The organism is Actinomadura sp. 6N118 (genome assembly GCF_044326415.1).
GTDB lineage: Bacteria > Actinomycetota > Actinomycetes > Streptosporangiales > Streptosporangiaceae > Spirillospora.
In genome coordinates this window covers 138321-163196 of record NZ_JBIRAZ010000002.1, presented here as the reverse complement: position 1 = coordinate 163196, position 24876 = coordinate 138321, and the positions used below count along the sequence as shown (strand labels likewise).

Annotated in this window: 23 protein-coding genes; 11 read left to right on the top strand and 12 right to left on the bottom strand. The window is 69.3% G+C overall.

The features are described from left to right. Positions 1-65: 65 nt before the first annotated feature. Positions 66-2756, bottom strand: coding sequence for a pyruvate, phosphate dikinase (ppdK, locus tag ACH34W_RS04645; RefSeq protein ID WP_395959435.1), 2691 nt, complete (start codon positions 2754-2756; stop codon positions 66-68). 268 nt (positions 2757-3024) lie between these two features. Here ppdK and ACH34W_RS04640 point away from each other — a divergent pair, with 268 nt between their 5' ends. After that, positions 3025-4902: a glycoside hydrolase family 15 protein gene (locus ACH34W_RS04640; protein ID WP_395960042.1), complete on the top strand. Its 1878-nt coding sequence runs from the start codon at positions 3025-3027 to the stop codon at positions 4900-4902. Between the two features lie 101 nt (positions 4903-5003). Here ACH34W_RS04640 and secD read toward each other — a convergent pair whose 3' ends face one another. Both secD and ACH34W_RS04630 read right to left on the bottom strand, forming a co-directional pair. Then, positions 5004-7286: a protein translocase subunit SecD gene (secD, locus tag ACH34W_RS04635; RefSeq protein ID WP_395959434.1), complete on the bottom strand. Its 2283-nt coding sequence runs from the start codon at positions 7284-7286 to the stop codon at positions 5004-5006. 26 nt (positions 7287-7312) lie between these two features. After that, on the bottom strand, positions 7313-7735 hold the full coding sequence (locus ACH34W_RS04630; protein ID WP_395959433.1) for a hypothetical protein: 423 nt from the start codon (positions 7733-7735) through the stop codon (positions 7313-7315). Between the two features lie 246 nt (positions 7736-7981). Here ACH34W_RS04630 and ACH34W_RS04625 point away from each other — a divergent pair, with 246 nt between their 5' ends. Next, positions 7982-8665 carry a hypothetical protein gene (locus ACH34W_RS04625; protein ID WP_395959432.1) on the top strand — a complete coding sequence of 228 codons (684 nt, stop codon included), beginning with the start codon at positions 7982-7984 and terminating at the stop codon, positions 8663-8665. A gap of 92 nt (positions 8666-8757) precedes the next feature. Here ACH34W_RS04625 and ACH34W_RS04620 read toward each other — a convergent pair whose 3' ends face one another. From ACH34W_RS04620 to ACH34W_RS04610, 3 genes are all read right to left on the bottom strand, one after another. Continuing rightward, on the bottom strand, positions 8758-10146 hold the full coding sequence (locus ACH34W_RS04620; RefSeq protein ID WP_395959431.1) for a glycine--tRNA ligase: 1389 nt from the start codon (positions 10144-10146) through the stop codon (positions 8758-8760). A gap of 260 nt (positions 10147-10406) precedes the next feature. Beyond that, complete coding sequence (locus tag ACH34W_RS04615; protein WP_395959430.1) at positions 10407-11744, bottom strand: DUF1906 domain-containing protein; 1338 nt, start codon at positions 11742-11744, stop codon at positions 10407-10409. Positions 11745-11830: 86 nt separating this feature from the next. Then, entirely contained in the window at positions 11831-12142 is a 312-nt protein-coding gene (locus ACH34W_RS04610) for an antibiotic biosynthesis monooxygenase family protein (RefSeq protein WP_395959429.1), read from the bottom strand. Positions 12143-12187: 45 nt separating this feature from the next. Between ACH34W_RS04610 and ACH34W_RS04605 the strand changes: the two genes are divergently transcribed. From ACH34W_RS04605 to ACH34W_RS04580, 6 genes are all read left to right on the top strand, one after another. Continuing rightward, positions 12188-12493: a DUF6703 family protein gene (locus tag ACH34W_RS04605; RefSeq protein ID WP_395959428.1), complete on the top strand. Its 306-nt coding sequence runs from the start codon at positions 12188-12190 to the stop codon at positions 12491-12493. 43 nt (positions 12494-12536) lie between these two features. Then, the gene (locus tag ACH34W_RS04600) at positions 12537-13508 is read left to right on the top strand and encodes a metal ABC transporter substrate-binding protein (protein ID WP_395959427.1); all 972 of its coding nucleotides are present in this window, start codon (positions 12537-12539) and stop codon (positions 13506-13508) included. Then, a complete protein-coding gene (locus tag ACH34W_RS04595) occupies positions 13505-14263 on the top strand; it encodes a metal ABC transporter ATP-binding protein (protein ID WP_395959426.1) in 759 nt (252 codons plus the stop codon). The genes ACH34W_RS04600 and ACH34W_RS04595 overlap by 4 nt, the downstream gene beginning before the upstream one ends. Then, positions 14260-15144 carry a metal ABC transporter permease gene (locus tag ACH34W_RS04590; RefSeq protein ID WP_395959425.1) on the top strand — a complete coding sequence of 295 codons (885 nt, stop codon included), beginning with the start codon at positions 14260-14262 and terminating at the stop codon, positions 15142-15144. Before ACH34W_RS04595 ends, ACH34W_RS04590 begins: the two co-directional genes overlap by 4 nt. Continuing rightward, positions 15141-15521, top strand: a complete 381-nt coding sequence (locus ACH34W_RS04585) for a Fur family transcriptional regulator (protein ID WP_395959424.1) — start codon at positions 15141-15143, stop codon at positions 15519-15521. Before ACH34W_RS04590 ends, ACH34W_RS04585 begins: the two co-directional genes overlap by 4 nt. Before the next feature lie 174 nt (positions 15522-15695). Further along, a complete protein-coding gene (locus ACH34W_RS04580) occupies positions 15696-16121 on the top strand; it encodes an OsmC family protein (RefSeq protein ID WP_395959423.1) in 426 nt (141 codons plus the stop codon). Between the two features lie 68 nt (positions 16122-16189). Here ACH34W_RS04580 and ACH34W_RS04575 read toward each other — a convergent pair whose 3' ends face one another. Next, positions 16190-16987, bottom strand: coding sequence for an isoprenyl transferase (locus ACH34W_RS04575; protein ID WP_395959422.1), 798 nt, complete (start codon positions 16985-16987; stop codon positions 16190-16192). Further along, positions 16984-17748 carry a DNA repair protein RecO gene (recO, locus tag ACH34W_RS04570; RefSeq protein WP_395959421.1) on the bottom strand — a complete coding sequence of 255 codons (765 nt, stop codon included), beginning with the start codon at positions 17746-17748 and terminating at the stop codon, positions 16984-16986. The genes ACH34W_RS04575 and recO overlap by 4 nt, the downstream gene beginning before the upstream one ends. Before the next feature lie 129 nt (positions 17749-17877). Here recO and ACH34W_RS04565 point away from each other — a divergent pair, with 129 nt between their 5' ends. Both ACH34W_RS04565 and ACH34W_RS04560 read left to right on the top strand, forming a co-directional pair. Next, on the top strand, positions 17878-18906 hold the full coding sequence (locus ACH34W_RS04565; protein WP_395959420.1) for a M4 family metallopeptidase: 1029 nt from the start codon (positions 17878-17880) through the stop codon (positions 18904-18906). 21 nt (positions 18907-18927) lie between these two features. Continuing rightward, positions 18928-19182 carry a protealysin inhibitor emfourin gene (locus tag ACH34W_RS04560; protein WP_395959419.1) on the top strand — a complete coding sequence of 85 codons (255 nt, stop codon included), beginning with the start codon at positions 18928-18930 and terminating at the stop codon, positions 19180-19182. 350 nt (positions 19183-19532) lie between these two features. On the opposite strand, the gene leuA is transcribed toward ACH34W_RS04560, so the two are convergent. The 3 genes from leuA to ACH34W_RS04545 all read right to left on the bottom strand — a co-directional run bounded on the left by leuA (position 19533) and on the right by ACH34W_RS04545 (position 22937). Then, the gene (gene leuA, locus ACH34W_RS04555; RefSeq protein WP_395959418.1) at positions 19533-21239 is read right to left on the bottom strand and encodes a 2-isopropylmalate synthase; all 1707 of its coding nucleotides are present in this window, start codon (positions 21237-21239) and stop codon (positions 19533-19535) included. 289 nt (positions 21240-21528) lie between these two features. Beyond that, positions 21529-22329, bottom strand: a complete 801-nt coding sequence (gene ddaH / locus ACH34W_RS04550; protein WP_395959417.1) for a dimethylargininase — start codon at positions 22327-22329, stop codon at positions 21529-21531. Next, positions 22326-22937, bottom strand: a complete 612-nt coding sequence (locus tag ACH34W_RS04545) for a TerB family tellurite resistance protein (RefSeq protein ID WP_395959416.1) — start codon at positions 22935-22937, stop codon at positions 22326-22328. The genes ddaH and ACH34W_RS04545 overlap by 4 nt, the downstream gene beginning before the upstream one ends. A 120-nt stretch (positions 22938-23057) precedes the next feature. Between ACH34W_RS04545 and ACH34W_RS04540 the strand changes: the two genes are divergently transcribed. After that, positions 23058-23900 carry a hypothetical protein gene (locus ACH34W_RS04540; protein ID WP_395959415.1) on the top strand — a complete coding sequence of 281 codons (843 nt, stop codon included), beginning with the start codon at positions 23058-23060 and terminating at the stop codon, positions 23898-23900. On the opposite strand, the gene era is transcribed toward ACH34W_RS04540, so the two are convergent. Continuing rightward, positions 23901-24809 carry a GTPase Era gene (gene era / locus ACH34W_RS04535; RefSeq protein ID WP_395959414.1) on the bottom strand — a complete coding sequence of 303 codons (909 nt, stop codon included), beginning with the start codon at positions 24807-24809 and terminating at the stop codon, positions 23901-23903. It lies immediately after the preceding gene. Positions 24810-24876: the final 67 nt, after the last annotated feature.

Below are 24876 nucleotides of genomic sequence, written 5' to 3'. Positions count from 1 at the left end.
GTGAAGCCATCCCACAGCCCCCACCCAGCCACCCTTCCAACGGAAAAGCTCCGCTTTACCGATTCTCAGCGAGTGTCGTCGCCGTTCGACTCGATCGCGGCTCGGGCCGCCTCCAGGCGGGCGACCGGGATGCGGAACGGCGAGCAGGACACGTAGTCGAGCCCGACCTCGTGGCAGAAGTGCACCGAGTCGGGGTCACCGCCGTGCTCGCCGCAGATGCCGAGCTTCAGCCCCGGCCGGGTCGCGCGGCCCTCCTCGGCGGCGATCCGCACCAGGCGGCCGACGCCGTCGCGGTCGAGGGTCTCGAACGGCGAGACCCCGAAGATGCCGAGCTCCAGGTAGCGGGAGAAGAAGGCCGCCTCGACGTCGTCGCGGGAGAAGCCCCAGGTCGTCTGGGTGAGGTCGTTGGTGCCGAAGGAGAAGAACTCGGCCGCCTCGGCGATCTGCCCGGCCGACAGCGCCGCCCGCGGCAGCTCGATCATCGTGCCGATCAGGGCGTGCACGTCGATCCCGGAGGCCTCTTTGACCTCGGCAAGGATCCGCAGCGCGTCCTCGCGGACGGCCTCCAGTTCCTGGACGGCGCCGACCAATGGGATCATGATCTCGGGGTGCGGATCACCGCCGGCCCTGATCCGTTCGGCCGCCGCCTCGGCGATCGCCCTCACCTGCATTGAGAAGAGGCCAGGAATCACCAAACCCAGCCGCACGCCGCGGAGTCCAAGCATAGGGTTCTGCTCGTGCAGCCGGTGAACGGCCTCGAGCAGCCTTCGGTCCTGGGGGTCCACCTTGTCGCCGGCGAGGGCCACCTTGACCGAGAGCTCGGTGAGGTCAGGGAGGAATTCGTGCAGCGGCGGATCGATGAGCCGGATCGTGACCGGCAGGCCGTCCATCGCAGCGAAGATGCCCTCGAAGTCCTGTTTCTGCAGGGGCTCGAGGGCGTCCAGCGCCGCCTGCCGTTCATCGGGCGTCTCCGCCAAAATCAGCTTCTCGACGAGCAGGCGCCGGTCTCCCAGGAACATGTGCTCGGTCCGGCAAAGGCCGATGCCCTGCGCGCCGAAGCGGCGAGCCCGCGCGGAGTCCTCGGGGTTGTCGGCGTTGGCCCGGACCTTGAGCCGGGCACGCCCGTCGGCATGCTTCATGATCCGGTGTACGGACTGCACGAGCTCGCCGCCGTCTGCGGCCCTCAGCTCGCCCTCGAAGTAGCGCACGACCGGCGAGTCCTCGACCGGCACCTCGCCGAGGAAGACCTCGCCGGAGCTGCCGTCGATCGAGATGACGTCGCCCTCGCTGACCTTCACACCGCCCGGCGCGGTGAACGAACGGGCCTTGACGTCGACGTCGAGCTCCTCGGCGCCGCAGACGCAGGTCTTGCCCATGCCGCGGGCGACGACGGCCGCGTGCGAGGTCTTGCCGCCGCGCGAGGTCAGCACGCCCTGGGCGGCGACCATGCCGGACAGGTCGTCGGGGTTGGTCTCGCGGCGGACGAGGATGACGTCCTCGCCCTGCGCGGCGAGCTCGACGGCCCGTGCGGAGGTGAAGACGACCTTGCCCACGGCGGCGCCGGGCGAGGCGTTCATGCCCTTGGTGAGCTTCTTGGTCTCCTTGGCGGCGGCGCTGTCGAAGCGCGGGAACATCAGCTGCGCGAGCTGGTCGCCGGTGACCCGCCGGGCGGACTCGTCGGCGTCGATGAGCCCCTGGTCGATCAGCTGGCAGGCGATGCGGAACGCCGCGGCGGCGGTCCGCTTGCCCACCCGGGTCTGGAGCATCCAGAGCTTGCCGCGCTCGATCGTGAACTCGATGTCGCACATGTCGCGGTAGTGGTTCTCCAGCGTCTCCATGATGTCGAGCAGCTGGTCGTACGAGGTCTTGTCGATCTTTTCGAGCTCGACCAGCGGCACGGTGTTGCGGATGCCGGCGACCACGTCCTCGCCCTGCGCGTTCTGCAGGTAGTCGCCGTAGATGCCCTGCTGCCCGGACGCGGGGTCGCGGGTGAACGCGACGCCGGTGCCCGAGTCCATGCCCAGGTTGCCGAACACCATGGAGCAGATGTTGACCGCGGTGCCGAGATCGACCGGGATGCGTTCCTGGCGGCGGTAGAGGATCGCGCGGTCGGCGTTCCACGAGTCGAACACGGCCATCGTGGCCAGGTTCATCTGCTCGCGCGGGTCGGTCGGGAACTCCCGGCCCGCGTGCTCGCGCACGATGCCCTTGTAGGTGCCGACCAGGTCGCGGAAGTCGCCGGCGTCGAGATCGACGTCGTCCTTGGTGCCCTTGCGCTCCTTGGCCGCCTCCAGCGCCTCCTCGAAGAGGTCGCCGTCGATGTCGAGCACGGTCTTGCCGAACATCTGGATCAGGCGCCGGTAGGAGTCCCACGCGAAGCGCTCGTCCCCCGCCTGGGCGGCCAGGCCGTGGACGGACTCGTCGTTCAGGCCGATGTTGAGGACCGTCTCCATCATGCCCGGCATGCTGAACTTGGCTCCGGAACGTACGCTGACGAGAAGCGGGTCGCCGGCCTGCCCCAGGCGTTTGCCCATGGTGCTCTCGAGCGCGGTCAGATGGGTGTCGATCTCGGCCTCGAGGCCGTCGGGAAGCGTCCCGTGCTCGAGGTAGTACCTGCAGGCCTCCGTTGTGATCGTGAACCCAGGCGGCACTGGCAGGCCGAGATTGGTCATCTCGGCCAGGTTGGCGCCTTTGCCACCCAGCAGATCCTTGAGGTCCTTGTTTCCCTCAGTGAAGTCATAGACGAACTTCGGCACGAGGAGCTCCTTTACGCTCCGGTTCAACCACAGCACAGGGCGAGCGCTATGCCCTGTTTGCGGGACTGTACCCGCGAAGCCGGCTCTTGCTCGTCGCCCCGGCTGCCGCGGCACGTTTTCGCAGGTCAGAGGCGATTTAGTGGTCTATTCCAATGCGGACATTCCAGACAAGTCACGTCGGAAACCGCCCTGACACCGCGCCGCGGGATGGCGCACCCATTGCGATGGAGAGGGAATGATGGATCAAGGAGGTGAGGTTGTGAGGCCGATGGTCGCCGGAGGCCGGGCGGGAGATCCGTTCGCTCCTATCGCCGATTACGGATTTCTGTCCGACTGTGAGACGACCGCGCTGGTGGCGCCGAGCGGGAACATCGAGTGGATGTGCCTGCCGAAGATGGACTCGCCCAGCGTGTTCGGGTCGATCCTCGACCGGGACGCGGGATACTTCCGCGTCGGCCCGGCGGGGGTGGAGGTGCCCGCGGCCCAGCGCTACATCCCCGGCACCATGGTGATGGAGACCACCTGGTGGACCCACGGTGGCTGGCTGGTGGTGACTGACGCCCTGCTGATGGGCCCCTGGCACCACGAGACGGAACGATCCCACACGCATCGGCGCGCCCCCACGGACTATGACGCCGACCACGTCCTGCTGCGCATGGTGCGGTGCGTGAACGGCCAGGTCCAGGTGCGGCTCGACTGCATGCCGGTGTTCGACTACGGCCGGGCCCCCGCCCAGTGGGAGCACACCGGTGCCGGCTACCACGAGGCCGTCGCACGCGGCAACGGAGTGTCGCTCCGCCTGACCACGGACATGAACGTGGGTTTCGAAGGCTCGCTCGCCACCTCCCGCACGCTCCTCAAGCAGGGCGAAGCCCGCTTCGTCGCCCTCTCCTGGAGCGAGCACGAGCCGCCGCACACCTACGAGGACGCGCACGAACGCCTCGTCTGGACGGTGCACCACTGGCAGCACTGGCTCGACCGGGGCCGTTTCCCCGACCACCCCTGGCGGAGCCACCTCCAGCGCAGCGCCCTCACCCTCAAGGGCCTGACCTTCGCCCCGTCCGGCGCGGTCGCCGCCGCGGCCACGACCTCCCTGCCGGAGACCCCCGGGGGCGACCGCAACTGGGACTATCGCTACACGTGGATCCGCGACTCCACGATGGCGCTGTGGGCGTTCTACACGCTCGGCTATGACTGGGAAGCCAACGACTTCTTCTACTTCATCACCGACGTCGCCGAGGCCGCCGAGGGCAAGCTCCAGATCATGTACGGCCTCGACGGCCGCGAGGAACTCCCCGAGTCCACGCTCGACCACCTGTCGGGCTACGACAACGCCAAGCCGGTCCGCATCGGCAACGAGGCCTACATGCAGGCCCAGCACGACGTGTGGGGCGCCATCATCGGCTCCATCTACCTGTTCGTGCGCAAGCGGGACCGCCTGGACGACCGGCTGTGGAAGATCGTCGTCAAGCAGGTGGAAGACGCGCTCGACAACTGGCAGCAGCCCGACTGCGGCATGTGGGAGGTGCGCGGCGAGCCGCAGCACTTCACCTCGTCCAAGGTGTTCTGCTGGGTGGCGGCCGAACGCGGCGCCCGCCTCGCCCGCATCCGCGGCGACAGCGAGAGGGCCCAGCGCTGGCAGGCGGCGGCCGACGAGATCCACGCCGACGTCCTGGCCAACGCCCTGGACGAACGCGGGGTCTTCACCGCCCACTACGGTGCCTCGACCCTCGACGCCTCGGCTCTGCTGATCCCGCTCCTCGGCTTCCTGCCCGCCGACGACAAGCGGGTCCGCGAGACGGTCCTCGCCATCGCCGACGAGCTGTCGGAGGACGACCTGGTCCTGCGCTACCGGGCCACCGAGACCGACGACGGCTTCGAGTCCGAGGAGGGCACGTTCACCATCTGCTCGTTCTGGCTGGTGAGCTCCCTCGTCATGATCGGTGAGCTCGAACGGGCCAAGGCGCTCTGCGAGAAGCTTCTCTCGTACGCCAGCCCGCTTCAGCTGTACGCGGAGGAGATCGACCCGCACAGCGGGCGGCACCTGGGCAACTTCCCGCAGGCCTTCACCCACCTGGCCCTCATCAACGCGGTCATGCAGGTGATCCAGGCCGAGGCCGACCAGAACCCACCCCCGCTCGCCTGAGAGCACCGCCGTGGCCGGGATCCCCGGCCACGGCGAGCCGCGCCAAGCCGGAGCTTGGCGCGGCCCGGCCTGATCAGATGACGGCGCTCAGATGACGGCGCTCAGATGACGGCGCCGGATTCGCCGGGTTGGCGGGTGGGGCGCTTGAGCGTCTTCGCACGCGGCGTGGGGGCCTTGACGAAGCGCTCGAACTCGATGGCCAGCGGTGTCGCGGTGAAGACGCTGGAGTACGTGCCGATGCCGATGCCCACCAGCAGGGCGAGGGCGAAGTCGGTCAGCGAATCACCGCCGAGGAAGGCCAGAGCCGCCAGGATGAAGATGGCTCCCATGCCTGTGTTGACCGTGCGGGGCACGGTCTGGAGGGCACCGCGGTTGGCGACGCCGGCGAAGCGGGCCTTGGGCTGCTCGCCCCAGAGTTCGCGGATGCGGTCGAAGACCACGACGGCGTCGTTGACGGAGTAGCCGATGACGGTGAGGAGCGCGGCGAGGAAGACGCCGTCGATGGGTTTGCCGAGCCAGGCGAAGACGCCCGTCACGATGATCACGTCGTGGAACATCGCGAGGACGGCGCCCGCGCCGAAGCTCCAGCGGAACCGGATGGCCAGATAGGCCAACTGGACGAGGAGGGCGACGCCGAGGGCGATGAGGGCCTTCTTGCGGAGCTCGTCGCCGAGGCTGGGGCCGATCAGCTCGTCGCGTTGTTTGGTCGTCTGGCCGCCCTTCTCCGCAAGGGCGCTCTGGATCTCGTTGACCTCGGCGTTGCTGAGGTTCTCCGTACGGACGGAGATGTCGTCCTTGCCGGAGGTCTGCACGACGGCGCGGGGGAAGCCCGCGTCGGCCACGGCTGAACGTGCCTCGTCGATGTCCAGGGTCTTGCTCGTGGAGTACTCGACCAGGCGGCCTCCGGTGAACTCGACGCCGTAGTTGAGCCCCTTGGAGAAGATCCCCGTGATGGCCACGATGACGGCGAGCGCGGACAGCGCGAGCCAGAGCTTGCGGCGCTTCATCAGGTCGGGGTTGCGGCGGTCCAGCCACTTGCGGAGCCGCCCGGTGGAGCCGAGGCCGGTGAGGCCGGGACGGTTGGCGATGAACTTGCGGCTGAGGGCGGCATCGGTGAGGACGCGGCTCAGCAACATCGCCGAGATCAGCGAGCCCAGAACACCGATGGTGAGGGTCACACCGAAGCCCTTCACGGGGCCGGAGGCCAGGAAGAACAGCAGCGTGCCGGCCAGCAGCGTGGTGATGTTGGAGTCGGCGATGGCCGACCAGGCCTTGTTGAAGCCGGTGATCAGCGCGCTGCGCACGCCGCGTTTGGGTGTCGCCTCGTACTCTTCGCGGGCTCGTTCGAACGCGAGGACGTTGGCGTCGATCGCCATGCCGATCGCGAGGACGAAGCCCGCCAGGCCCGGCAGGGTGAGGGTGGCCCCCATCATGACGAGCGCCGCGTACGAGATCAGCGCGTAACAGGCCAGCGCGATGGTCGCCAGCGCCCCGACGAGGCGGTAGACGGCGATGATGAACAGGCCGGTCAGGAGCACGCCGATGACGGCGGCCTTGGCGCTGGCGTCGATGGCCTCGTCGCCCAGGGTGGGGCCGACCACTCGCTGCTCGATGGTCTTCACCGGGACGGGCAGCGAACCGCCCTGGACGAGCGCGGCCAGGTCCTTGGCCTCGTCCGCGCTGAAGTTGCCGGTGATCTGCGTCGAGCCGCCGGCGATGCCGACGTTGCAGGGCACGTCCTCGACGACGCCTGGCGAGGAGATCACCTTGCCGTCCAGCATGATGGCGATGCGCCGCTCGTCGCCGGCGGCGCAGGCGGCCTTGGCGGTGACCTGCTGCCAGGCCTTGCCGCCGCCGTTGCGGAAGTCGATCGTGACGTACCAGCCGGTGCCGTTCTGGGTGTCGATCGACGCGTCGGCCGAGCCGATGCCGTCGCCGGTCAGCGCGGCCGGGCCGATCAGGATCGGCTGGCCCTGCTCGTCGGCGATGGCCTGCTCGCCCTTCGCGGGCTTGCCGCTGTTGGCGCGGACGGGGTGGGCGGTGAGCTGGGCCGTCTTGCCGATCACCTCGGCGGCCCGGGTGGGGTCCTGGACGTCGGGCAGCTCGACGATGATCCGCCGCTCCCCGGACCGGGTGATCGACGATTCGGCCACACCGAGCGCGTCGACGCGGCGGTGCAGCACCTCCTTGGCGCGGTCGGTGTTCTCCCTCGTCGCCTTGGCGTTGGGAGAGTCCTGGGTCTCGAGAACGATCTGGGTGCCGCCGCGCAGGTCGAGGCCGAGGCGGGCTGGTTTGGACAGGGCGAAGTACAGCGATGCGGCGAGCACGGCGAATGCCAAGATCGCCCGCACCACGTTGGCGCGAGTCACAGTGAAGCCTTCCATGAGGTCTGCTGGGAAAATTCGTCAGATCACATGGAAGGCGGCGGGGCACGCCCGCGCGGCAGGCCGCCCGGAGCGGCCTCGGCAGACTCGGGCCGCTCGGCCGGACGGCCCGTGAGGACGCTGGACGGCCGTACGTCGATGCCGGGCGGCAGGACGGCGGGGACGGGTGCCGGAGCGGGCGCGGCGGCGATCTGCCGCGCCGAGGCCGAGATGGCCGCCGTGTCGGAGCGGACGGGACAGGGCTTGGAGCTCTTGCCCCGGCTCGCCAGACTCGCCGGGCCGGGCTGGGCGGTGGCGCCCGCCCGCACCCCGATGCCGGACGCGCCGGACGCCGGTGCCGCGCCGGGCAGGACCACGAAGCCCAGGACGCCCAGCGCGATGAGGAGCAGCCGGGCGGCCCGGCCACGATCTTCACATGCCGGCGCGGAGGATCGCTGAGCGTCGCTCACGCGCGTCCTCCATCCCCGCCGGTGGGCAACGGCCGCCGGGATACGGCCGTCGAATCCACGCCACGCTACCGGACCGCCCGGCCACCTTGATCCGTTTCGGCCAGAGGAGGCCTGGGACCGCCACCTCGGAAAACGCGAAGGTGTCTCAATCCGGCCATACCAAGGTCTCCACAAAGCATTGCAGAGGAAGTAAAAGACGAATTACTTTCACGATGCCCACCCCCGAACCGGACAAGGGAGTTTCCGGTGGCACGCATCAGACAGACCGTCACGGTCGGCATCGCGGCACTCGCCGTCGTCGCCGTCGCCGCCCCGCCAGCATCCGCCGTCACCACGACCATCCGTAAGGGCTCGGCCACCGCCGACGCCTACTCCGGCAACGTGCGCGCCTCGCTCCTCGGCGAGGCCACCGTGACCACCTCCATCGGCAGCGGCAGCTGCAACCAGTCGACGATGACGGGTTCGATCGAATCCAGCGGCGCGAACCTCAGCATCTCGGGCGTCACGTTCAACACCAACGGCGGCCCGTGCAGCGGCAGTGTGTCCTCCACCATCACCCCGGAGAACCTCCCGTGGGGCGGCGGCAACGTCACCTGGGACTCCGCCAACACCGGTGGCCGGGACGCCAGCGTCCTCATCTCCAACTTCAGGATCAAGGCCGTCGTGGACCTCCTCGGCGGCATCACCTGCTACTTCGGTGGCAACCTGACCGCCAACGGGTTCAACGGCGACAACGCCTCCCGGCCGGTGGCCACCAACAACCAGGCCCAGGTCGGCGTCGCGAACGCCACCGTCAACCGGCTGTCGGGCGGCAACATCTTCTGCCCGTCGACCGCGACGGTCAACGCCACCTACCAGCTCCTCGGTGAGACCACCCCCGGATCCGGCACGTACGACCAGTCCCTCTACGTGACCGGCACAAACCCCTGATCCATCTCCCGCCAGCTCCCCCACCATCAGAAGCGAACGGCCGCGTGACCACCACAAGGTGATCACGCGGCCGTCCTGGGGCCTGCGGCCTGTCAGCAGCCGATGAGCTGGGCGGCCAGGAAGGACTCCACCTGGCCGATCGCGATGCGCTCCTGGCTCATGGTGTCGCGCTCGCGCACGGTCACCGCGTCGTCTTCGAGGGTGTCGAAGTCGACGGTGACGCAGAACGGCGTGCCGATCTCGTCCTGGCGGCGGTAGCGGCGGCCGATGGCCCCCGCGTCGTCGAAGTCGACGTTCCAGTTCCGGCGCAGCTGGGCGGCAAGGTCGCGGGCCTTCGGCGACAGGTCCGCGTTGCGCGACAGTGGCAGCACCGCGACCTTGACCGGGGCCAGCCGGCGGTCGAGCCGCATGACCGTGCGCTTCTCGAGCTTGCCCTTGGCGTTGGGCGCCTCATCCTCGGCGTAGGCGTCCATCATGAACGTCAGCGTGCAGCGGTCGACACCGGCCGCCGGCTCGATCACGTACGGGACGAAGCGATCGCCGGCCTCCTGGTCGAAGAACGACAGGTCGGCGCCCGAGGCCTTGGAGTGCGTCGACAGGTCGAAGTCGGTGCGGTTGGCGATGCCCTCCAGCTCACCCCACTCGCTGCCGACGAAGTCGAAGCGGTATTCCACGTCCACGGTGCGCTTGGAGTAGTGCGAGAGCTTGTCCTGCGGGTGCTCGAAGAGCCGCAGGTTCTCCTTGTTGATGCCCAGGTCGACGTACCACTGCAGGCGCTCGTCGATCCAGTACTGGTGCCACTCCTCGTCGGTGCCGGGCTTGACGAAGAACTCCATCTCCATCTGCTCGAACTCGCGCGTCCGGAAGATGAAGTTGCCGGGCGTGATCTCGTTGCGGAACGACTTGCCGATCTGGCCGATGCCGAACGGGACCTTGCGGCGGGCCGACTGCTCGACGTTCTTGTAGTTGATGAAGATGCCCTGCGCCGTCTCGGGCCGCAGGTAGGCCAGGCCGGACTCGTCCTCGACCGGGCCGAGGTAGGTCTTGAGCAGCCCGTTGAACATCCGCGGCTCGGTGAACGAGCCCTTCACGCCGCAGTTGGGGCAGGCGATGTCGGCGAGGCCGTTGGCCGGCGGCTTGCTGTGCTTCTCCTCGTACGCCTCTTCGAGGTGGTCGGCGCGGAAGCGCTTGTGGCACGACTGGCACTCGGTCAGCGGGTCGACGAACGCCTGGACGTGACCGCTGGCCTCCCAGACCTCCCGGGCGAGGATGACGCAGGAGTCGAGGCCGACGACGTCGTCCCGGCCCTGCACGATCGACTTCCACCACTGGCGCTTGACGTTGTTCTTGAGCTCGACGCCCAGCGGCCCGTAGTCCCAGGAGGCACGCAGACCGCCGTAGATCTCACTCGACGGGTAGACCAGACCCCGCCGTTTGGCGAGGTTGACGATCGTATCCATCACGTCGGAACGGCGTGCCATGAGCGTTCTCCATCCGGCTGGCAGTCGGCGGGATTATTCGTACGCCCCGCGCGCCGCCGCCTCGATCAGCTGACGGGCGGCGCGGTGAAAAGGCGAGATGTGATCCCCGGTGTTATGACGCCCCCGAACGCCTCGACCGCGACGGTGCGCCGGCGCTCCAAGAGCGTTTCTGAGTCTAGGGCACCGCCGCCACCTCCCGAACGTCAACCCAGTGGATCCGATCGGGTACTCAAAGTGACGGGTGTGCGTCTCGGCGACCGTCAGTAGACGCGGCCGTCCACGATGTTGCTGTCGATGTTCAGCGCGATGCCGCCGTGCCTCTCCCTGTGGCTGCCCCGGTACTGCTTGATCCGGCGGTGCGGGTGCCACCAGTGGTCGCGGAGGTATGGGGTGGCATACGGGTTGGGCTTTCCGTCCCACTGCGCGAACCAGATCGCCGTCGGCCTGGTGATCCCGGTCGCCCGGCCAAGATCGCGTCCACCCGATGCGGCGCTGCTGTAGACGCCGGAGACGTACTCCCGGTCGGCCACGCCACGCGACCAGGCATCCAGGAAGTTCAGCACGGCCCGGCGGCACCTGGCCTTGCCGCGGTACGCCTCCATGTCGAAGTAGATCGGCATACCTCGCGGGATGCCGAGCGCCCTGGCCCGCGCGACGGCGGCTGCGGCGGCCCGGCGGCCCTCCGCGGCGGCGGCCTTGGCCTTGAAATGCACGCGGAAGCTGTCCCTGTTACAGGGCGCCTGCTTCCCGACGTACGTGGGGATCAGCCGGTAGCCCATACGGCGGACGGCGCGGATCCACGACCTGGTGAGGTTGGGCTGGGAGCATCCGCGCGACGCGCCGCCGATGTAGATGTTGGCGACGCTGTACGAGCGGCGCCAGGCAGCCATGGCCCGCCTTGAAGGCGCCGTGCAGGTGTCGAAGCCCCTCCCCTTGGCCCACGATTCACCGTGCTCGGTGAGGATCGTGACCGTGGACTCGTCCTGCGCGGTGCCGCCCTCGTGGGTGCTGGGAGGTGGTTCCGCGATCCATTCCGTCGTCAGCCGGATCGAACGGATGACGGCCTGCAACTCTCTCGTGCCCCCGCCGTACACGCCGGTGACCGACGCCCCCGCCTCGCGCAGATCGACCCGCACCTGATGATCGGCGTTCTCCCTGATGGTGAAGCGGGCCAGTTTTCCGGCCCGCACCTCTGCCGCCCGTCGCCGCTGCTCGGCCTCGGAAGCCCCAGACAACCCGAAGGCCCCAAAGCCCCTGGCAGTCCCGGAGGCGCCGGAGGCGCCGTCGAGCGGCTCGATGTGCAGCGTCTCCGCGCCGCCGATCAGCCGCGCCGGGCAGTCAGGCTGCGGACCGGGCCTGCCGAGGTAGATCGCGGGACGGTCGTGCCGTACGCACCGGGTGGGGTCGAGGTCGAGCCGATGCACCTCCCAGCCGGCCGGCACCGGGACCCGCACACCGCGGTATTCGGCCAGGCGGGCCCCGTTCAGCGCGGTGGCCGGGACGGCCGGGGGCCGCGCGGTGGCCGGTTGGAGGCCGGTGACGAGGGCGGCGACAGCCGCCGCCCCGAGCAGTCCACTGAATACGACCGCATGCCGCATCACAACTCCCCCGTGTTGTGCGCCCTGCCCGTGCGCCCTGCCCGTCAGCGGCAGTGATCACCAACCTGGAGAGAGATGAAACGGCTTCAGAGGCGTTCTTTCCCGGAGTCTGCCGTTCGTTGACTGACGACCTCGTAGGCGCCGGGTTCGTCCACCGCCATCGCGGCCAACGGGATGAAGACCAGGCGCACCTCGTACGCGCCGAGCGCCCGCCGGTAGTACCCGGCGCCGTCCCACTCGGTGATGAGGGCCCAGAGATCGGGCTCGTCGACCGTGCGGGCCAGCCGTCCCGACACGTAACCCGGGCTCGCCGCGAGGGCGTCGAGCACGGAGTTCATCTGCGTGGTGAAGCCGTCGGCCTCCTGGCTCGGCACGCGGTACCGGGTGATTGCGATCATCCGGCCATCCTTCCAGCCGCGCGGAGAGCGGCTACGTTTAGGCCCGTGAACACTGAGAGCGAAACCCCGGGAATGCGCGCCACCGTGGAGCGGTTGAGTGCGAAGCCGGTGGTGTTCTTGCACACACTCCCTCGCTGGGTGCTGCTCGTCGCGGTCTTCGCGCTGCTGGTGGTCGGAATGTGGGGGAACGGCTGGGTCGGCGCGGCGGGATTGCTCGTCCTGCTGGCGTTTCTGACCTGGTTCGCCTACCTCAACTGGCCCGCGCTGGACACCTCGGGACGGGCTTTGCGGGTCGTCGCCATGGGGCTTTTGGCGGCCTTCGCGGTGGGTCACGTGGTAGGCGGCTTCTAGGTCGGTTTTGACAACCGTTTTCATCTTCGTACACACTTGTGGGGTGTTCACCTCCCCGAAGTCTCTCCGCGCCCTCTCGCTGCCGGCGCTGGCCGCCGCTGCGCTGTTCGGTCTCACCGCCTGCGGCGGCGCCGACTCGGACGGAACCACCACCAGTGGCTCCGGCGGCGGCTCCGGCAAGACCAAGATCGTCGCGTCGTTCTACCCGATGGCCTGGCTGGCCGAGAAGGTCGGCGGCGGCCACGTGTCCGTCGAGACGCTGACCAAGCCGGGCGCCGAGCCGCACGACCTGGAGCTGACGGCACGGCAGGTCGCCGACGTCCAGAAGGCCGACTTCGCGGTGTACGTGAAGGGCGTCCAGCCCGCCATGGACGACGCCGTCGCCAAGCACGCCAAGGACAAGTCCCTGGACGCCGTGAGCGTGGTCAAGACGCTGCCCGCCGCCCCGGAGGACGAGCACGAGGCGGAGGGCAAGGAGCACGAGGGCGAGGAGCTCACGTACGACCCGCACGTCTGGCTCGACCCGAACCGCATGGCCACGATCGCCACCACGCTGGGCGACCGCCTCGCGGCCGCCGACTCCGGCCACGCCGCCGACTACAAGGCGAACGCGAAGGCGCTCGCCGGCCAGCTCGCCGTGCTCGACCAGAGCTACAGCCAGGGCCTCAACGGTGCCAAGGGCAAGACGATCGTGACCGCGCACGCCGCGTTCGGCTACCTGGCCAACCGGTACGGCCTCAAGCAGGTCCCGATCGCCGGAGTCGACCCGACCAGCGAGCCGTCGCCCAAGCGCGTCGCCGAGCTCACCCACGAGGTGCGCGAAGCCGGCGCCACCACGATCTTCACCGAGACGCTCGTGAGCCCGAAGGTCGCCGAGAGCCTGGCCCGCGAGGCCAAAGTGAAGACGGCCGTCCTTGACCCGATCGAGGGTATCGCCGAGGGTTCCTCGGACGACTATATGTCGATCATGAAGAAGAACCTCGAGACCCTCCGCACCGCCCTGGGAGTCACATGAAGGGCAGCAACACCATAGGCACGGCGCACAGCGGCTCGGCCGCGCAGTCCGCGCCCTTCGAGATGACCGGCGGTCACGTCCGGCTCGAAGGGCGCGAAGTGCTGCGCGGCATCGACCTGAGCGTCGAGCCCGGCGACGTCCTCGCCGTCATGGGGCCGAACGGGTCGGGCAAGTCCACCCTGATCAAGGCCCTGCTCGGGCTGATCCCGCTGTCGGCAGGCCGCACCGAGATCTTCGGTGCGGTCCCGGCCCGTTTCAGGGAATGGAAGCGGATCGGGTACGTGCCGCAGCGGCTCCCCATGGGCGGCGGCGTGCCGGCGACCGTGCGCGAGGTCGTGGCGTCGGGGCGGGTGGCACGGCAGTCCCGCTGGCGGCCGACCTCCGCCGCCGACCGCGCCGCTGTGGACAGCGCGCTGGAGGCGGTCGGCCTGTCCGACCGCGCCCGTGACTCCGCGCATCTGCTGTCGGGCGGGCAGCAGCAGCGGGTGCTCATCGCCCGCGCGCTGGCCGGCGAGCCCGAGGTGTTCGTGATGGACGAGCCCACTGCGGGCGTGGACGCCGCAAGCCAGGCCGCCTTGGCGCGAACACTGCGCAACCTGACCACCGCCGGCCGTACGGTGGTCCTCGTAACGCACGAGCTGGGTCCGCTGGAGCCCCTCATCACGCGGAGCATCGTGCTCGAACACGGCCGCATTGCGAACGAAAGCGCATCCTTCGCTGCGCACCTGAGAACACAGACTGGAACTCCTGCGTGACCGAAATGCTGCAGTACGACTTCATGCGCATCGCCCTTGTGATGGCGGTGCTGATCGGGCTGACCGCGCCCGCGGTCGGCACGTTCATCGTGCAGCGCAAGCTCTCCCTGCTCGGGGACGGCATCGGGCACATCGCGCTGACCGGTATCGGCCTGGGCCTGCTCACCGGCAACTCGCCGATCCTGGGCGCCCTCCTCGTCTCCGTGCTCGGCGCGGTCGCCATCGAGGTGCTGCGCGCGCGCAGCCGCAGCGGCGCCGACGTGGCGCTCGCGCTGCTGTTCTACGGCGGCCTTGCGGGCGGCGTGCTGCTCACGAACGGCCAGGACGGCGGCAGCAGCTTGCAGTCGTACCTCTTCGGATCCATCAGCAGCGTGTCGGCGACCGACCTGTACGTGGTGGCCGGGCTGGCCGTGGCAGTGCTCGGCATCGTGGCGTTCTTCGGGCGGGAGTTGTTCCTGCTCTGCCAGGACGAGGACGTGGCCCGGGCAGCGGGCCTGCCTGTCCGCTTCCTCAGCATCCTGATCGCCGCGACCGCCGCCGTCACTGTGGTCATTTCCATGCGCGCCATCGGGCTGCTGCTCGTCAGCGCGCTGATGGTCGTGCCCGTGGCGGCGGCCCAGCAGCTCACACGGGGATTCAAGAGCACGATGCTCGTGGCGATGGGCGTCGGTGTACTGTCGGCTGTGTCCGGCCTGGTCGGCTCGTTCGAGTACGATCTCCCGCCGGGGCCCTCGATCGTGTTGCTGGCTCTGGCGGTGTTCGTCGTCGCGACGATCGGAGGTACGGTCCTGCGGCGGAGACGTACCCGTACGGTTCCGGCGACCGCCGATCGACCGGCCCGGACCAGCGTGGAAGCCGAGGCGGAGGTGCTTGGGGGATGACTGCCCGTCGTAACGCGGTGCGGCAGGCGCTGGCCGGCTGCGACAACTTCCGCAGCGCCCAGGACATCTACGCCGACCTGCGCGCGGACGGCTCCAAGATCGGTCTGACCACCGTCTACCGGGCGCTGCAGGCGCTGAGCGACTCCGGTGAGGTCGACGTGCTCCGCACGGACGAGGGTGAGGCCGTCTACCGCGCCTGCCGCACCGAGGAACACCACCACCATCTGGTCTGCCGCGCCTGCGGCCGTACGGTCGAGGTCGAGGGTCCGGCCGTGGAGAAGTGGGCCGACGCGATCGGGGCCGAGCACGGCTTCGTCGAGATCACCCACACCGTCGAAGTCTTCGGCACCTGCTCGAACTGTGCCGCTCTGTCATAGGCTTCGCAGCCTCGGCGGCCTCGCCTGGCGGCTCGGCCACCGAACTACGAAGCGGCGAGCGCGACATCGCTTCGCGATCTCTCGTGAAGCTTCGCCTTCGGCTCGCTTCACGACCCGTTAGCGCGCTCGCGTGCGGATTGCTGTTACCGGTGGGTAATGAGCAAGGATCGTTGCATGGCTACGACACGTACCGCGAACGCGCATTGGGAAGGGCCGCTGATGGGCGGCCAGGGCAAGGTCTCCTTGGACTCGTCCAACGTCGGCGAGTTCGAAGTCAGCTGGCCGTCGCGGGCCGAAGAGGCGAACGGCAAGACGAGCCCCGAGGAGCTCATCGCCGCGGCGCACTCCACCTGCTTCTCGATGGCGCTCTCCCACGGCCTCGCCGGGGCGGGCACCCCGCCGGAGAAGGTCGACACGAAGGCCGACGTGACCTTCCAGCCGGGCGAGGGCATCACCGGCATCCACCTGACGGTCCGCGCCAGCGTGCCGGGCCTCTCGGCGGCCGACTTCGAGAAGGCGGCGCAGAACGCCAAGGAGAACTGCCCCGTCAGCAAGGCCCTTGCGGGCACCAAGATCACCCTCGACGCAGCGCTCGCCTGACGGCTGTTCAGCCCGCCTGACAACGACACTCGCCCCGCGCCCGCTCCAGCAGGCGCGGGGCGATCGGGCTAGCGTGCGGCTGAAGGTTCGGCTGGATTCGGGGCTGCACCGCCGTAGCGACGGTCACGGCTGGCGTAGACCTCGCAGGCGTGCCAGAGATGGCGCCGGTCGAAGTCGGGCCACAGCGTGTCGAGGAAGACCATCTCCGCGTACGCCGACTGCCAGAGCAGGAAGTTGGAGATCCGCTGCTCCCCCGACGAACGCAGGAAGAGGTCGACGTCGGGGATCCCCGGCTCGTCGAGGTACCGCGCGAAGACCTTCTCCGTGATCTTGTCGGGGTTGAGCCTGCCGGCCTTGACGTCCCGGGCGATGGCCGCGGCGGCGTCGGCGATCTCGGCCCGGCCGCCGTAGTTGACGCAGAACTGCAGGGTGAGGACGTCGTTGTGGCGCGTCATCTCCTCCGCGTCCTCGAGCTCCTTGATGACACTTCGCCACAACTTCGGCCGCCGGCCCGCCCAGCGGACCCGCACGCCCATCGAGTGCAGCTGGTCGCGGCGGCGCCGGATCACGTCCCGGTTGAAGCCCATGAGGAAACGCACCTCGTCGGGCGAGCGCTTCCAGTTCTCGGTGGAGAAGGCGTAGGCCGACAGGTTGGGGATGCCCAGCTCGATCGCGCCCATGATCACGTCGAAGAGGGAGTCCTCCCCCATCTTGTGCCCCTCGGTGCGCGGCAGCCCGCGTTCCTTGGCCCAGCGCCCGTTGCCGTCCATGACAATGGCGACGTGCCGGGGCACCAGGTCGGCCGGGATCGCGGGCGGGCGGGCGCCGCCGGGGTGCGGATACGGCGGCTGAACGGCCCTCTTCAAGCTCTCTCCCTGATCGAACTCGTTCCCTCGCCGGATCGCTCCACATGCCGGAGCGACCGGATGCCGTGCTCCAGGTGCCACTGCAGGTAGGCCGCCACGAGGCCGCTGCACTCTACCCGGTGGCGCGGCTCGCTCCCGTCGGCGTACTCCCAGTCGCCGCGGAGCAAGGCCAGCATCAGCCCGAACGTCGGCGGTGCCGGGGTCGCGGCCCCCGGCTGGCGGCACCGGGCGCAGACCGCCCCGCCCGCCGCGATCGCGAAGCCGCGCAGCTGCCCGCGGTCGCCGCAGCGGCTGCACTCGTCGAGCGCCGGAGCCCAGCCCGCCACCGACAACGACCGCAGCAGGAACGCGTCCAGCACGAGCCGCGGATCGTGATCGCGCTCCACCAGCGTGCGCAGCGCGCCCACCAGCAGCAGGAACTGCCGCAGCGCGGGCTCCCGTTCCTCGGCGGTGAGCTTCTCCGCGGTCTCCAGCATCGCCGTGCCCGCCGTGTACCGGGGATAGTCGGTGACCAGCTGCTCGCCGTACGGGCGCAGGGTCTCGGCCTGGGTGATCAGGTCGAGCGAACGCCGCTCGTACAGCTGCAGATCCACATGGGTGAACGGCTCCAGCCGTGCCCCGAACCGCGACTTGGTCTTGCGGACGCCCTTGGCGGCGGCGCGGATGCGGCCCGTGCGCCGGGTCAGCACCGTGATGATGCGGTCGGCCTCGCCCAGCTTCTGGGTGCGCAGCACGATGCCTTCATCACGGTAGAGCGTCACCTGCCCATTCTCCCGCACTTCTGGACACGGGCCGTCCATCGCTGTCCATCACCGTCCGTGACCGCATCCGGTCGCAATGAAGTCGGGAAAGTTGTGGCCTGAATCACAACAGCCTGGCAGCGTTGTTCCATGAGATGCACCATCGTCCCCCCGCACATGCTGGAGCGGGTCGTCCACGACGCCGAAGACCCGGCCCTCCGTGACATCGCGCGACGTACCCTCGCGCTCAGCGCGGCCATGCGCAGCGAACGCCGCACGCTTCCGGTCGAGCCGCCCTCGCCCACCGAGGACTTCGTCCCCAACAGGACCATCGCCGACGCGCAGAACCAAGAGGTCCTGCCCGGCGAGACGGTGCGCGCCGAGGGCGCGGCCGCCACGGGCGACAAGATCGTGGACCAGGCGTACGACTGGCTCGGCGTCACCTTCGACTTCTTCGAGGCCGCCTACCGGCGCAACTCGATCGACGCGGCGGGGCTACCGATGATCTCGACGGTGCACTACGGCCGCGACTACGACAACGCCTTCTGGAACGGCGATCAGATGGTCTACGGCGACGGCGACGGGGTGCTGTTCAACGCGTTCACCGGGCCGCTCGACGTCACCGGGCACGAGCTGGTGCACGGCATCACGCAGTACACCGCCAACCTGGAGTACTACAGCCAGTCCGGCGCCCTCAACGAGTCGGTCTCCGACGTGTTCGGGGCGCTGATCAAGCAGTGGCACCTCGGGCAGACCGCCGACCAGGCCGACTGGCTCATCGGCGAGGGCCTGCTCGCCGAGGGCGTCAACGGCAAGGCGCTGCGGTCGATGAAGGAGCCCGGGACCGCGTACGACGACCCCCGGCTCGGCAAGGACCCGCAGCCCGGGCACATGGACGACTACGTCGACACCTACCGCGACAACGGCGGCGTCCACATCAACTCGGGGATCCCCAACCGCGCGTTCTACCTGGCGTCCGTCGCGATCGGCGGCAACGCCTGGGAGAAGACCGGCCGCGTCTGGTACGACACGCTCACCGGCGGCACGATCAAGACGGACGAGGACTTCGCCGGCTTCGCCGCCGCGACCATCGCCGTCGCGACCGGGCTGTACGGAGCCGACGGGGCCGAGGCCCGCGCGGTGAAAGAGGCGTGGGCGGGGGTAGGCGTCCAGGCGTGACGAACGACCCGAGGTGACAGCGTGAGGGTGAAAGTGATCCGCAGCGGCGGTTTCGCGGGCATCGAGAAGCGCGGCGAGTCCGACACCGCGAGCGATCCGATGCTGCGCCGGCTGGTGGACCGGGTCGACCTGGGCGCCGTTCCGCCGCCCGGCCGCATCCCCGATCAGTTCCTGTACGACATCGACATCGACGGTGACACCGCCACCGTCGGAGAGGCGCAGCTGAACGGCCCGCTCCGGGAGCTGGTCCACCATGTCCTGGGCCGCCCGTCCTGAACCGCTGGGCGCACATAAATGAGCGGAGCCCTTGCCGTGAGGTCGTCACGGCAAGGGCCCGCACCAACGATCACACGCATGGTTCACAGCGTTGTGACCGGGCTTGCATCCCCTCGGCCCGCTGAGGCGAGGGAAGTTTTCTCAGCAGCTTCAGCCGTCACGCGATCGCGTTAACTGAGCTGGAGCGAGCCGCAGGCGAAGCTTCACGCGAAGATCGCGAAGCGATGCCGCGATCCCTCCCGCTACACCCCCCGCCCAGCCGCCCTTTCAATGGACAAGCTTCGCTTGGCCGCTGCTTTTGCGGTTCGGGGTCCGAACCGCCAGGCGAGGACCTCGAGGCCGCGAAAGCCTTAAGCAGAGCGCGCTACGCGGTTGACGGCCGACAGCATGGCCTTGAGGGAGGCGGTGACGATGTTGCCGTCGATGCCGACGCCCCAGACGGTCGTGCCGTTCACGTCGCACTCGACGTAGGCGGCCGCGCGGGCGTCGCCGCCGGCGCTCAGGGCGTGCTCGCTGTAGTCGAGCACCCGGACGTCGATCCCGACGCCGGCGAGGGCCTCCTCGAACGCCGAGACCGGGCCGTTGCCGACGCCCTGGATCTCGCGGATCTCGCCGTCGAGCCGGATGTCGCAGTCGAGCGCGTCCTTCTCGTCCACCCGGGACGTCGTGCGGTGCGCGAGCAGGCCCACCCGGGGCCCGCTGACCAGGAACTCCTTCTCGAAGATCTCCCACATGAGCTCGGCCGAGACCTCGCCGCCCTCGTCGTCGGTGTGCTGCTGCACCACCCGTGAGAACTCGATCTGCAGCCGGCGCGGCAGCTCCAGCGCGTGCTCGGTCTTCATGATGTACGTGACGCCGCCCTTGCCGGACTGGCTGTTGACCCGGATCACGGCCTCGTACGAGCGGCCGACGTCCTTGGGGTCGATGGGCAGGTAGGGAACGGCCCAGGTGAAGTCGTCCACCGGCACGCCCGCCGCGTCGGCGTCGCGCTTGAGGTGGTCGAAGCCCTTGTTGATGGCGTCCTGGTGCGAGCCCGAGAACGCGGTGTAGACCAGGTCGCCGCCGTACGGGTGACGCTCGTGGACCGGCAGCTGGTTGCAGTACTCGACCGTCCGCCGGATCTCGTCGATGTCCGAGAAGTCGATCTGCGGGTCGACGCCCTGGGTGAAGAGGTTCAGCCCGAGCGTCACCAGGCAGACGTTGCCGGTGCGCTCGCCGTTGCCGAACAGGCACCCCTCGATGCGGTCGGCCCCGGCCATGTAGCCCAGCTCGGCCGCCGCGACCGCCGTCCCGCGGTCGTTGTGCGGGTGCAGCGACAGGATGACCGAGTCGCGGTAGGCCAGCTTGCGGTTCATCCATTCGATCTGGTCGGCGTAGACGTTGGGCGTGGCCATCTCGACCGTCGCCGGCAGGTTGACGATCGTCTTCCGCTCCGGCGTGGGCTGCCACACGTCGTTGACGGCGTTGCAGATCTCGACCGCGTACTCCAGCTCGGTCCCGGTGAAGGACTCCGGCGAGTACTGGAAGAAGATCTGGGTCTCGCCCATGTCGTCGGCGAGCTTCTTGCACAGCTTGGCGCCCTCGACCGCGATGGCGGTGATGCCGTCCTTGTCCTGCCCGAACACCACGCGCCGCTGTAGCGTGCTGGTGGAGTTGTAGAGGTGGACGATGGCCTGCTTGGCGCCCCGTACCGCCTCGAAGGTCCGCTCGATCAGCTCGGGCCGCGCCTGGGTCAGCACCTGGATCACCACGTCGCCGGGGATCCGGTCCTCTTCGATGATCTGCCGCACGAAGTCGAAGTCGGTCTGGCTGGCCGCCGGGAACCCGACCTCGATCTCCTTGTAGCCCATCCGTACCAGCAGCTCGAACATCTGGAGCTTGCGGTGCGCGTCCATCGGGTCGATCAGGGCCTGGTTGCCGTCCCGCAGGTCCACCGCGCACCATCGCGGCGCCTCGGTGATCACCTTGTCCGGCCAGGTCCGGTCCGTGAGCTTGATCGCCTCGAACGGCTGATAACGCGCGAAGGGCATGCCGGAAGATTGCTGTTGCGGATACATGTGGTGAGTTCCCTCTGCTCAAGTCCTGCGGCCGACGTCCACGTCGCAGCGTTTGCCGTGCACGGAGATGGCCCGCAGCGAGGGAGTCGACCTGTTACAGGCCCCCGCTGCGGCCGCTAAGGAGGAGCAGCTCACGCAACACGCTGGCAAAGCTAACAGATTCCATCCGTGTTACGGAAACACCGTCCGCCATTTGAGACGCAGCAACAAATCCCCCTAATCAGGGCATCAACGCCACGAACGCCCCCGCCCATTCCCGGGCGAGGACGTTCAAAGTGCCTGGTCAGCGTCAGCGGACAAGAACGGAGAGGCAGGTGACGCAGCCCTCCAGGGCCTCGAACTCGCCGATGTCGACGGCGGTCACGCGCAGGCCGTCCGCGGCGAGCCGTTCGGCGGTACGAGGCGCGGCGGCCGACAGCAGGACGTGGTCAGGGCTCAGCACGACCACGTGCGCCCCGGCGGGCTCCGGCGCGACCCGTACGCTCGGCAGGACCGAGGTGTCCACCATCTCGGGCACCCCGATCAGGGTGCCGTCGGGCAGCGCGGTCATCGCGGACTTCAGATGCAGGCACCCGTCGATGTCGACCGGCACCACGCGCCGCCCGCCGAGGAGGTGGGCGAGCTGGCAGATGCCCTCCTCGTTCGTCCGGGTACCGCGGCCCACGTAGACGGTGTCACCGGCCTGCAGCACGTCGCCGCCGTCGAGTGTGCCGGGCCCCTTGATGTGCTCGATCCGGAGGCCGAGCTCGCTGACCGCCTGCTCGGCCGCCGCCGCCTCGCCCCGGCGTTCGGGGGCGCCCGAACGGCCCACGACCGCGAGATCGCCGCACACCACGACGGCGTCCTCGACGAACACCGCGTCGGGATGGTCGTCGTCGGGAGCCACCGCGCGGACCTGCCAGCCCGCCGCCCGCAGCGCCGAGACGTACGCGGCGTGCTGCCTCGCGGCCAGCGCGACGTCCACCGGACGCCGCTCCAGATGCGTGAGAAGTCCCTTGGCAAGCCGCGGGCCGGGGGGCCGTACCAGGGCGGTGCCCGCCGGCGAGCCGGGGTGCTGCGGCCCCGCGAACGACCCCGGCAGCGGGGTCACCGGGCCGCGCCCTCGGTCGTCACGATGACCCCGAGCGCGTGCGCGGGGGACATGCCGAGCAGCTGCGCGACGCGGTGCAGGGTCTGGCGCTCGTTATCGGTGAGCGGCCCGTCGGCCAGGCCGACCCGGACGGCCTGTGACAGGAACCACTCCTTGGCCTCGACCGCGAGCTGGGCGCCCGCCTGCGCGACCTCCTCCTCCAGGAACTCCACCCGGAGCTGAAGGTCCGCGGCCACGTCGTCCGCGCCGTAGCGCGACTCGCCGTAACCCCGGACGACCTCGATGACACGGCCGCGCGCCGCCTCGTCGGAAGGGTCACCGGCCCGCAGGACCAGAGTGGCTGCGGCGCGCATGCCGGCGGGCAGCGCGGCGGCCATCTGCTGGGCGGTGGGGGCACGAAGGACCGACACACTGAAACGGGTACGGCAGGTACGGCATTCGACGGCCTCACCGATCCGGTTGAGCGGGATCACCGGCAGGAAGAACAGCGTGAACCACCGCCGCCCGATCCGCCGCCGGTACGCCCGGTCACCGCCGCACTGCGGGCAGTGGAACGATCCCTCACTAACCGTACGGAAGAACACCGACAGGCCGAAAATTAGCAACACCGGGATCTCCTCCCATTACGGACTCCTCCAAAGTACCGATCCCCGGCTCGTGACGCGGCCGACCCGCCGAGTCCCCGCGACGCTAAAGATCACTGTCGCCGCGCCCCTTACTCTGGGTCCATGAGTGGTGACCAGGGCCCGGATGCCCACGCCTCGCGCCCGCGGCCCGAATTCCTGCCACCGGCCGACGAGTATCCGCCGCCCGTTCACCCAGCTGCGGACGAGGCACCCGGAGGGCCGCCCGCACCCGCCACCCCGCCCCCCGGCTCAGGCTCCGCCGGCACGTGGTGGAACATCCTGGTGATCTGCGCCGCGTCGGCCCTGCTGGTCGCGGCGTTCCTGCCGTGGATCCGGGCGCGGGTCGTCGTGAACGCCTTCGGCCAGACCCTCACCCACGACCTCGGCGAGAGAGCGGGCATCGACGCCGACAGCATGGTGCTGGCCCTCCCGGTGCTCGCCCTCACCGCCGTCGGCATGGCGCTCTGGGGCATCGCCGCCCGCGACACCCGGATCTCGACCCTCACCGTCGTCCCGGGCGCTCTGGCTCTGCTGGTGTGCATGCTCTTCCTGCTGCGGCTGGACGACGCCAGACAGGACCTGGGGAGCGAGTCGACGTTGCTGCCGTACGACGTCACCCCGGCCTACGGGTGGTACGTGTCGGTCGCGGCCGCCCTGTTCGTCCTGGGCTCCAGCCTGGTGCGGCCCCTGATCGGACGCGGCCGGACGAGCGGCGGCCGAACGAGCGAGGGCCAGGAGCCGCAACAGAACGATTCCGCTCTGCAGCCGCACGCAGACCAGTCGCACGTGGACCAGTCGTACGTGGACCAGTCGTACGCGGAACCCGCATACGATGCCCGCGCCTACGCGGACTCGTACGAGACATACGAGACCTACGAGACGCAGGACGAGGACCCGAAGTCCCCGAAGAAGCCGGATCTCGACCCCGGCCCGCCACCCGCCTGATCAGTCGTAGAAACCCAGCCTGCGCAGGTGCTTGGGGTCGCGCTGCCATTCCTTGAGCACGCTGACCCTGAGATCGAGATAGACCTTCGTGCCGAGCAGCGCCTCGATGTGCTTGCGGGCCTGGGACCCGACCTCGCGCAGGCGGCTGCCCTTGTGGCCGATGATGATGCCCTTCTGGCTGGACCGTTCGACATAGAGGTGCGCGTGGACGTCCATGAAGTCGTCGCGGCCCTCCCGCGGCGCCATCTCGTCCACGACCACGGCGATCGAGTGCGGCAGCTCGTCGCGGACGCCCTCCAGCGCGGCCTCCCGGATCAGCTCGGCGACCAGCACCTGCTCGGGCTCGTCGGTCAGGTCGCCTTCGGGGTAGAGCGGCATGCCCTCCGGCAGGTGCTGGATCAGCAGATCGCCGACCAGGTCCACCTGGAAGCCGTCCGCGGCCGAGCACGGCACGATGTCGGCGAAATCACCGAGTTGCCCGACCGCCACGAGCTGCTCGGCCACCCGCTCGGGCGGGGTCAGGTCGGTCTTGGTGACGATCGCCACGATCGGGGTCTTCTTGATCCCGGCCAGCTCGCGGGCGATGTACTTGTCGCCCGGGCCGACCTTCTCGTCCGCCGGGACGCAGAACCCGATCACGTCGACCTCGGTCAGGGTCGAGCGCACCAGGCTGTCCAGCCGTTCGCCGAGCAGGGTGCGCGGCTTGTGCAGGCCCGGCGTGTCGACGACGATCAGCTGGGCGTCGGGGCGGTGCACGATGCCCCGGATGGCCCGGCGGGTGGTCTGCGGCCGGTTGCTGGTGATCGCCACCTTGGTGCCGACGAGGGCGTTCATGAGGGTCGACTTGCCGACATTGGGCCGCCCGATGAAGCAGGCGAACCCGGACCGGAAACCTTCGTTCGTCGTCACGCCGCCAATTGTCGCAGGCGAAAACGGCTGCTCTGTTGATCGGACGACGCCGGAGACCGAGCGAGAC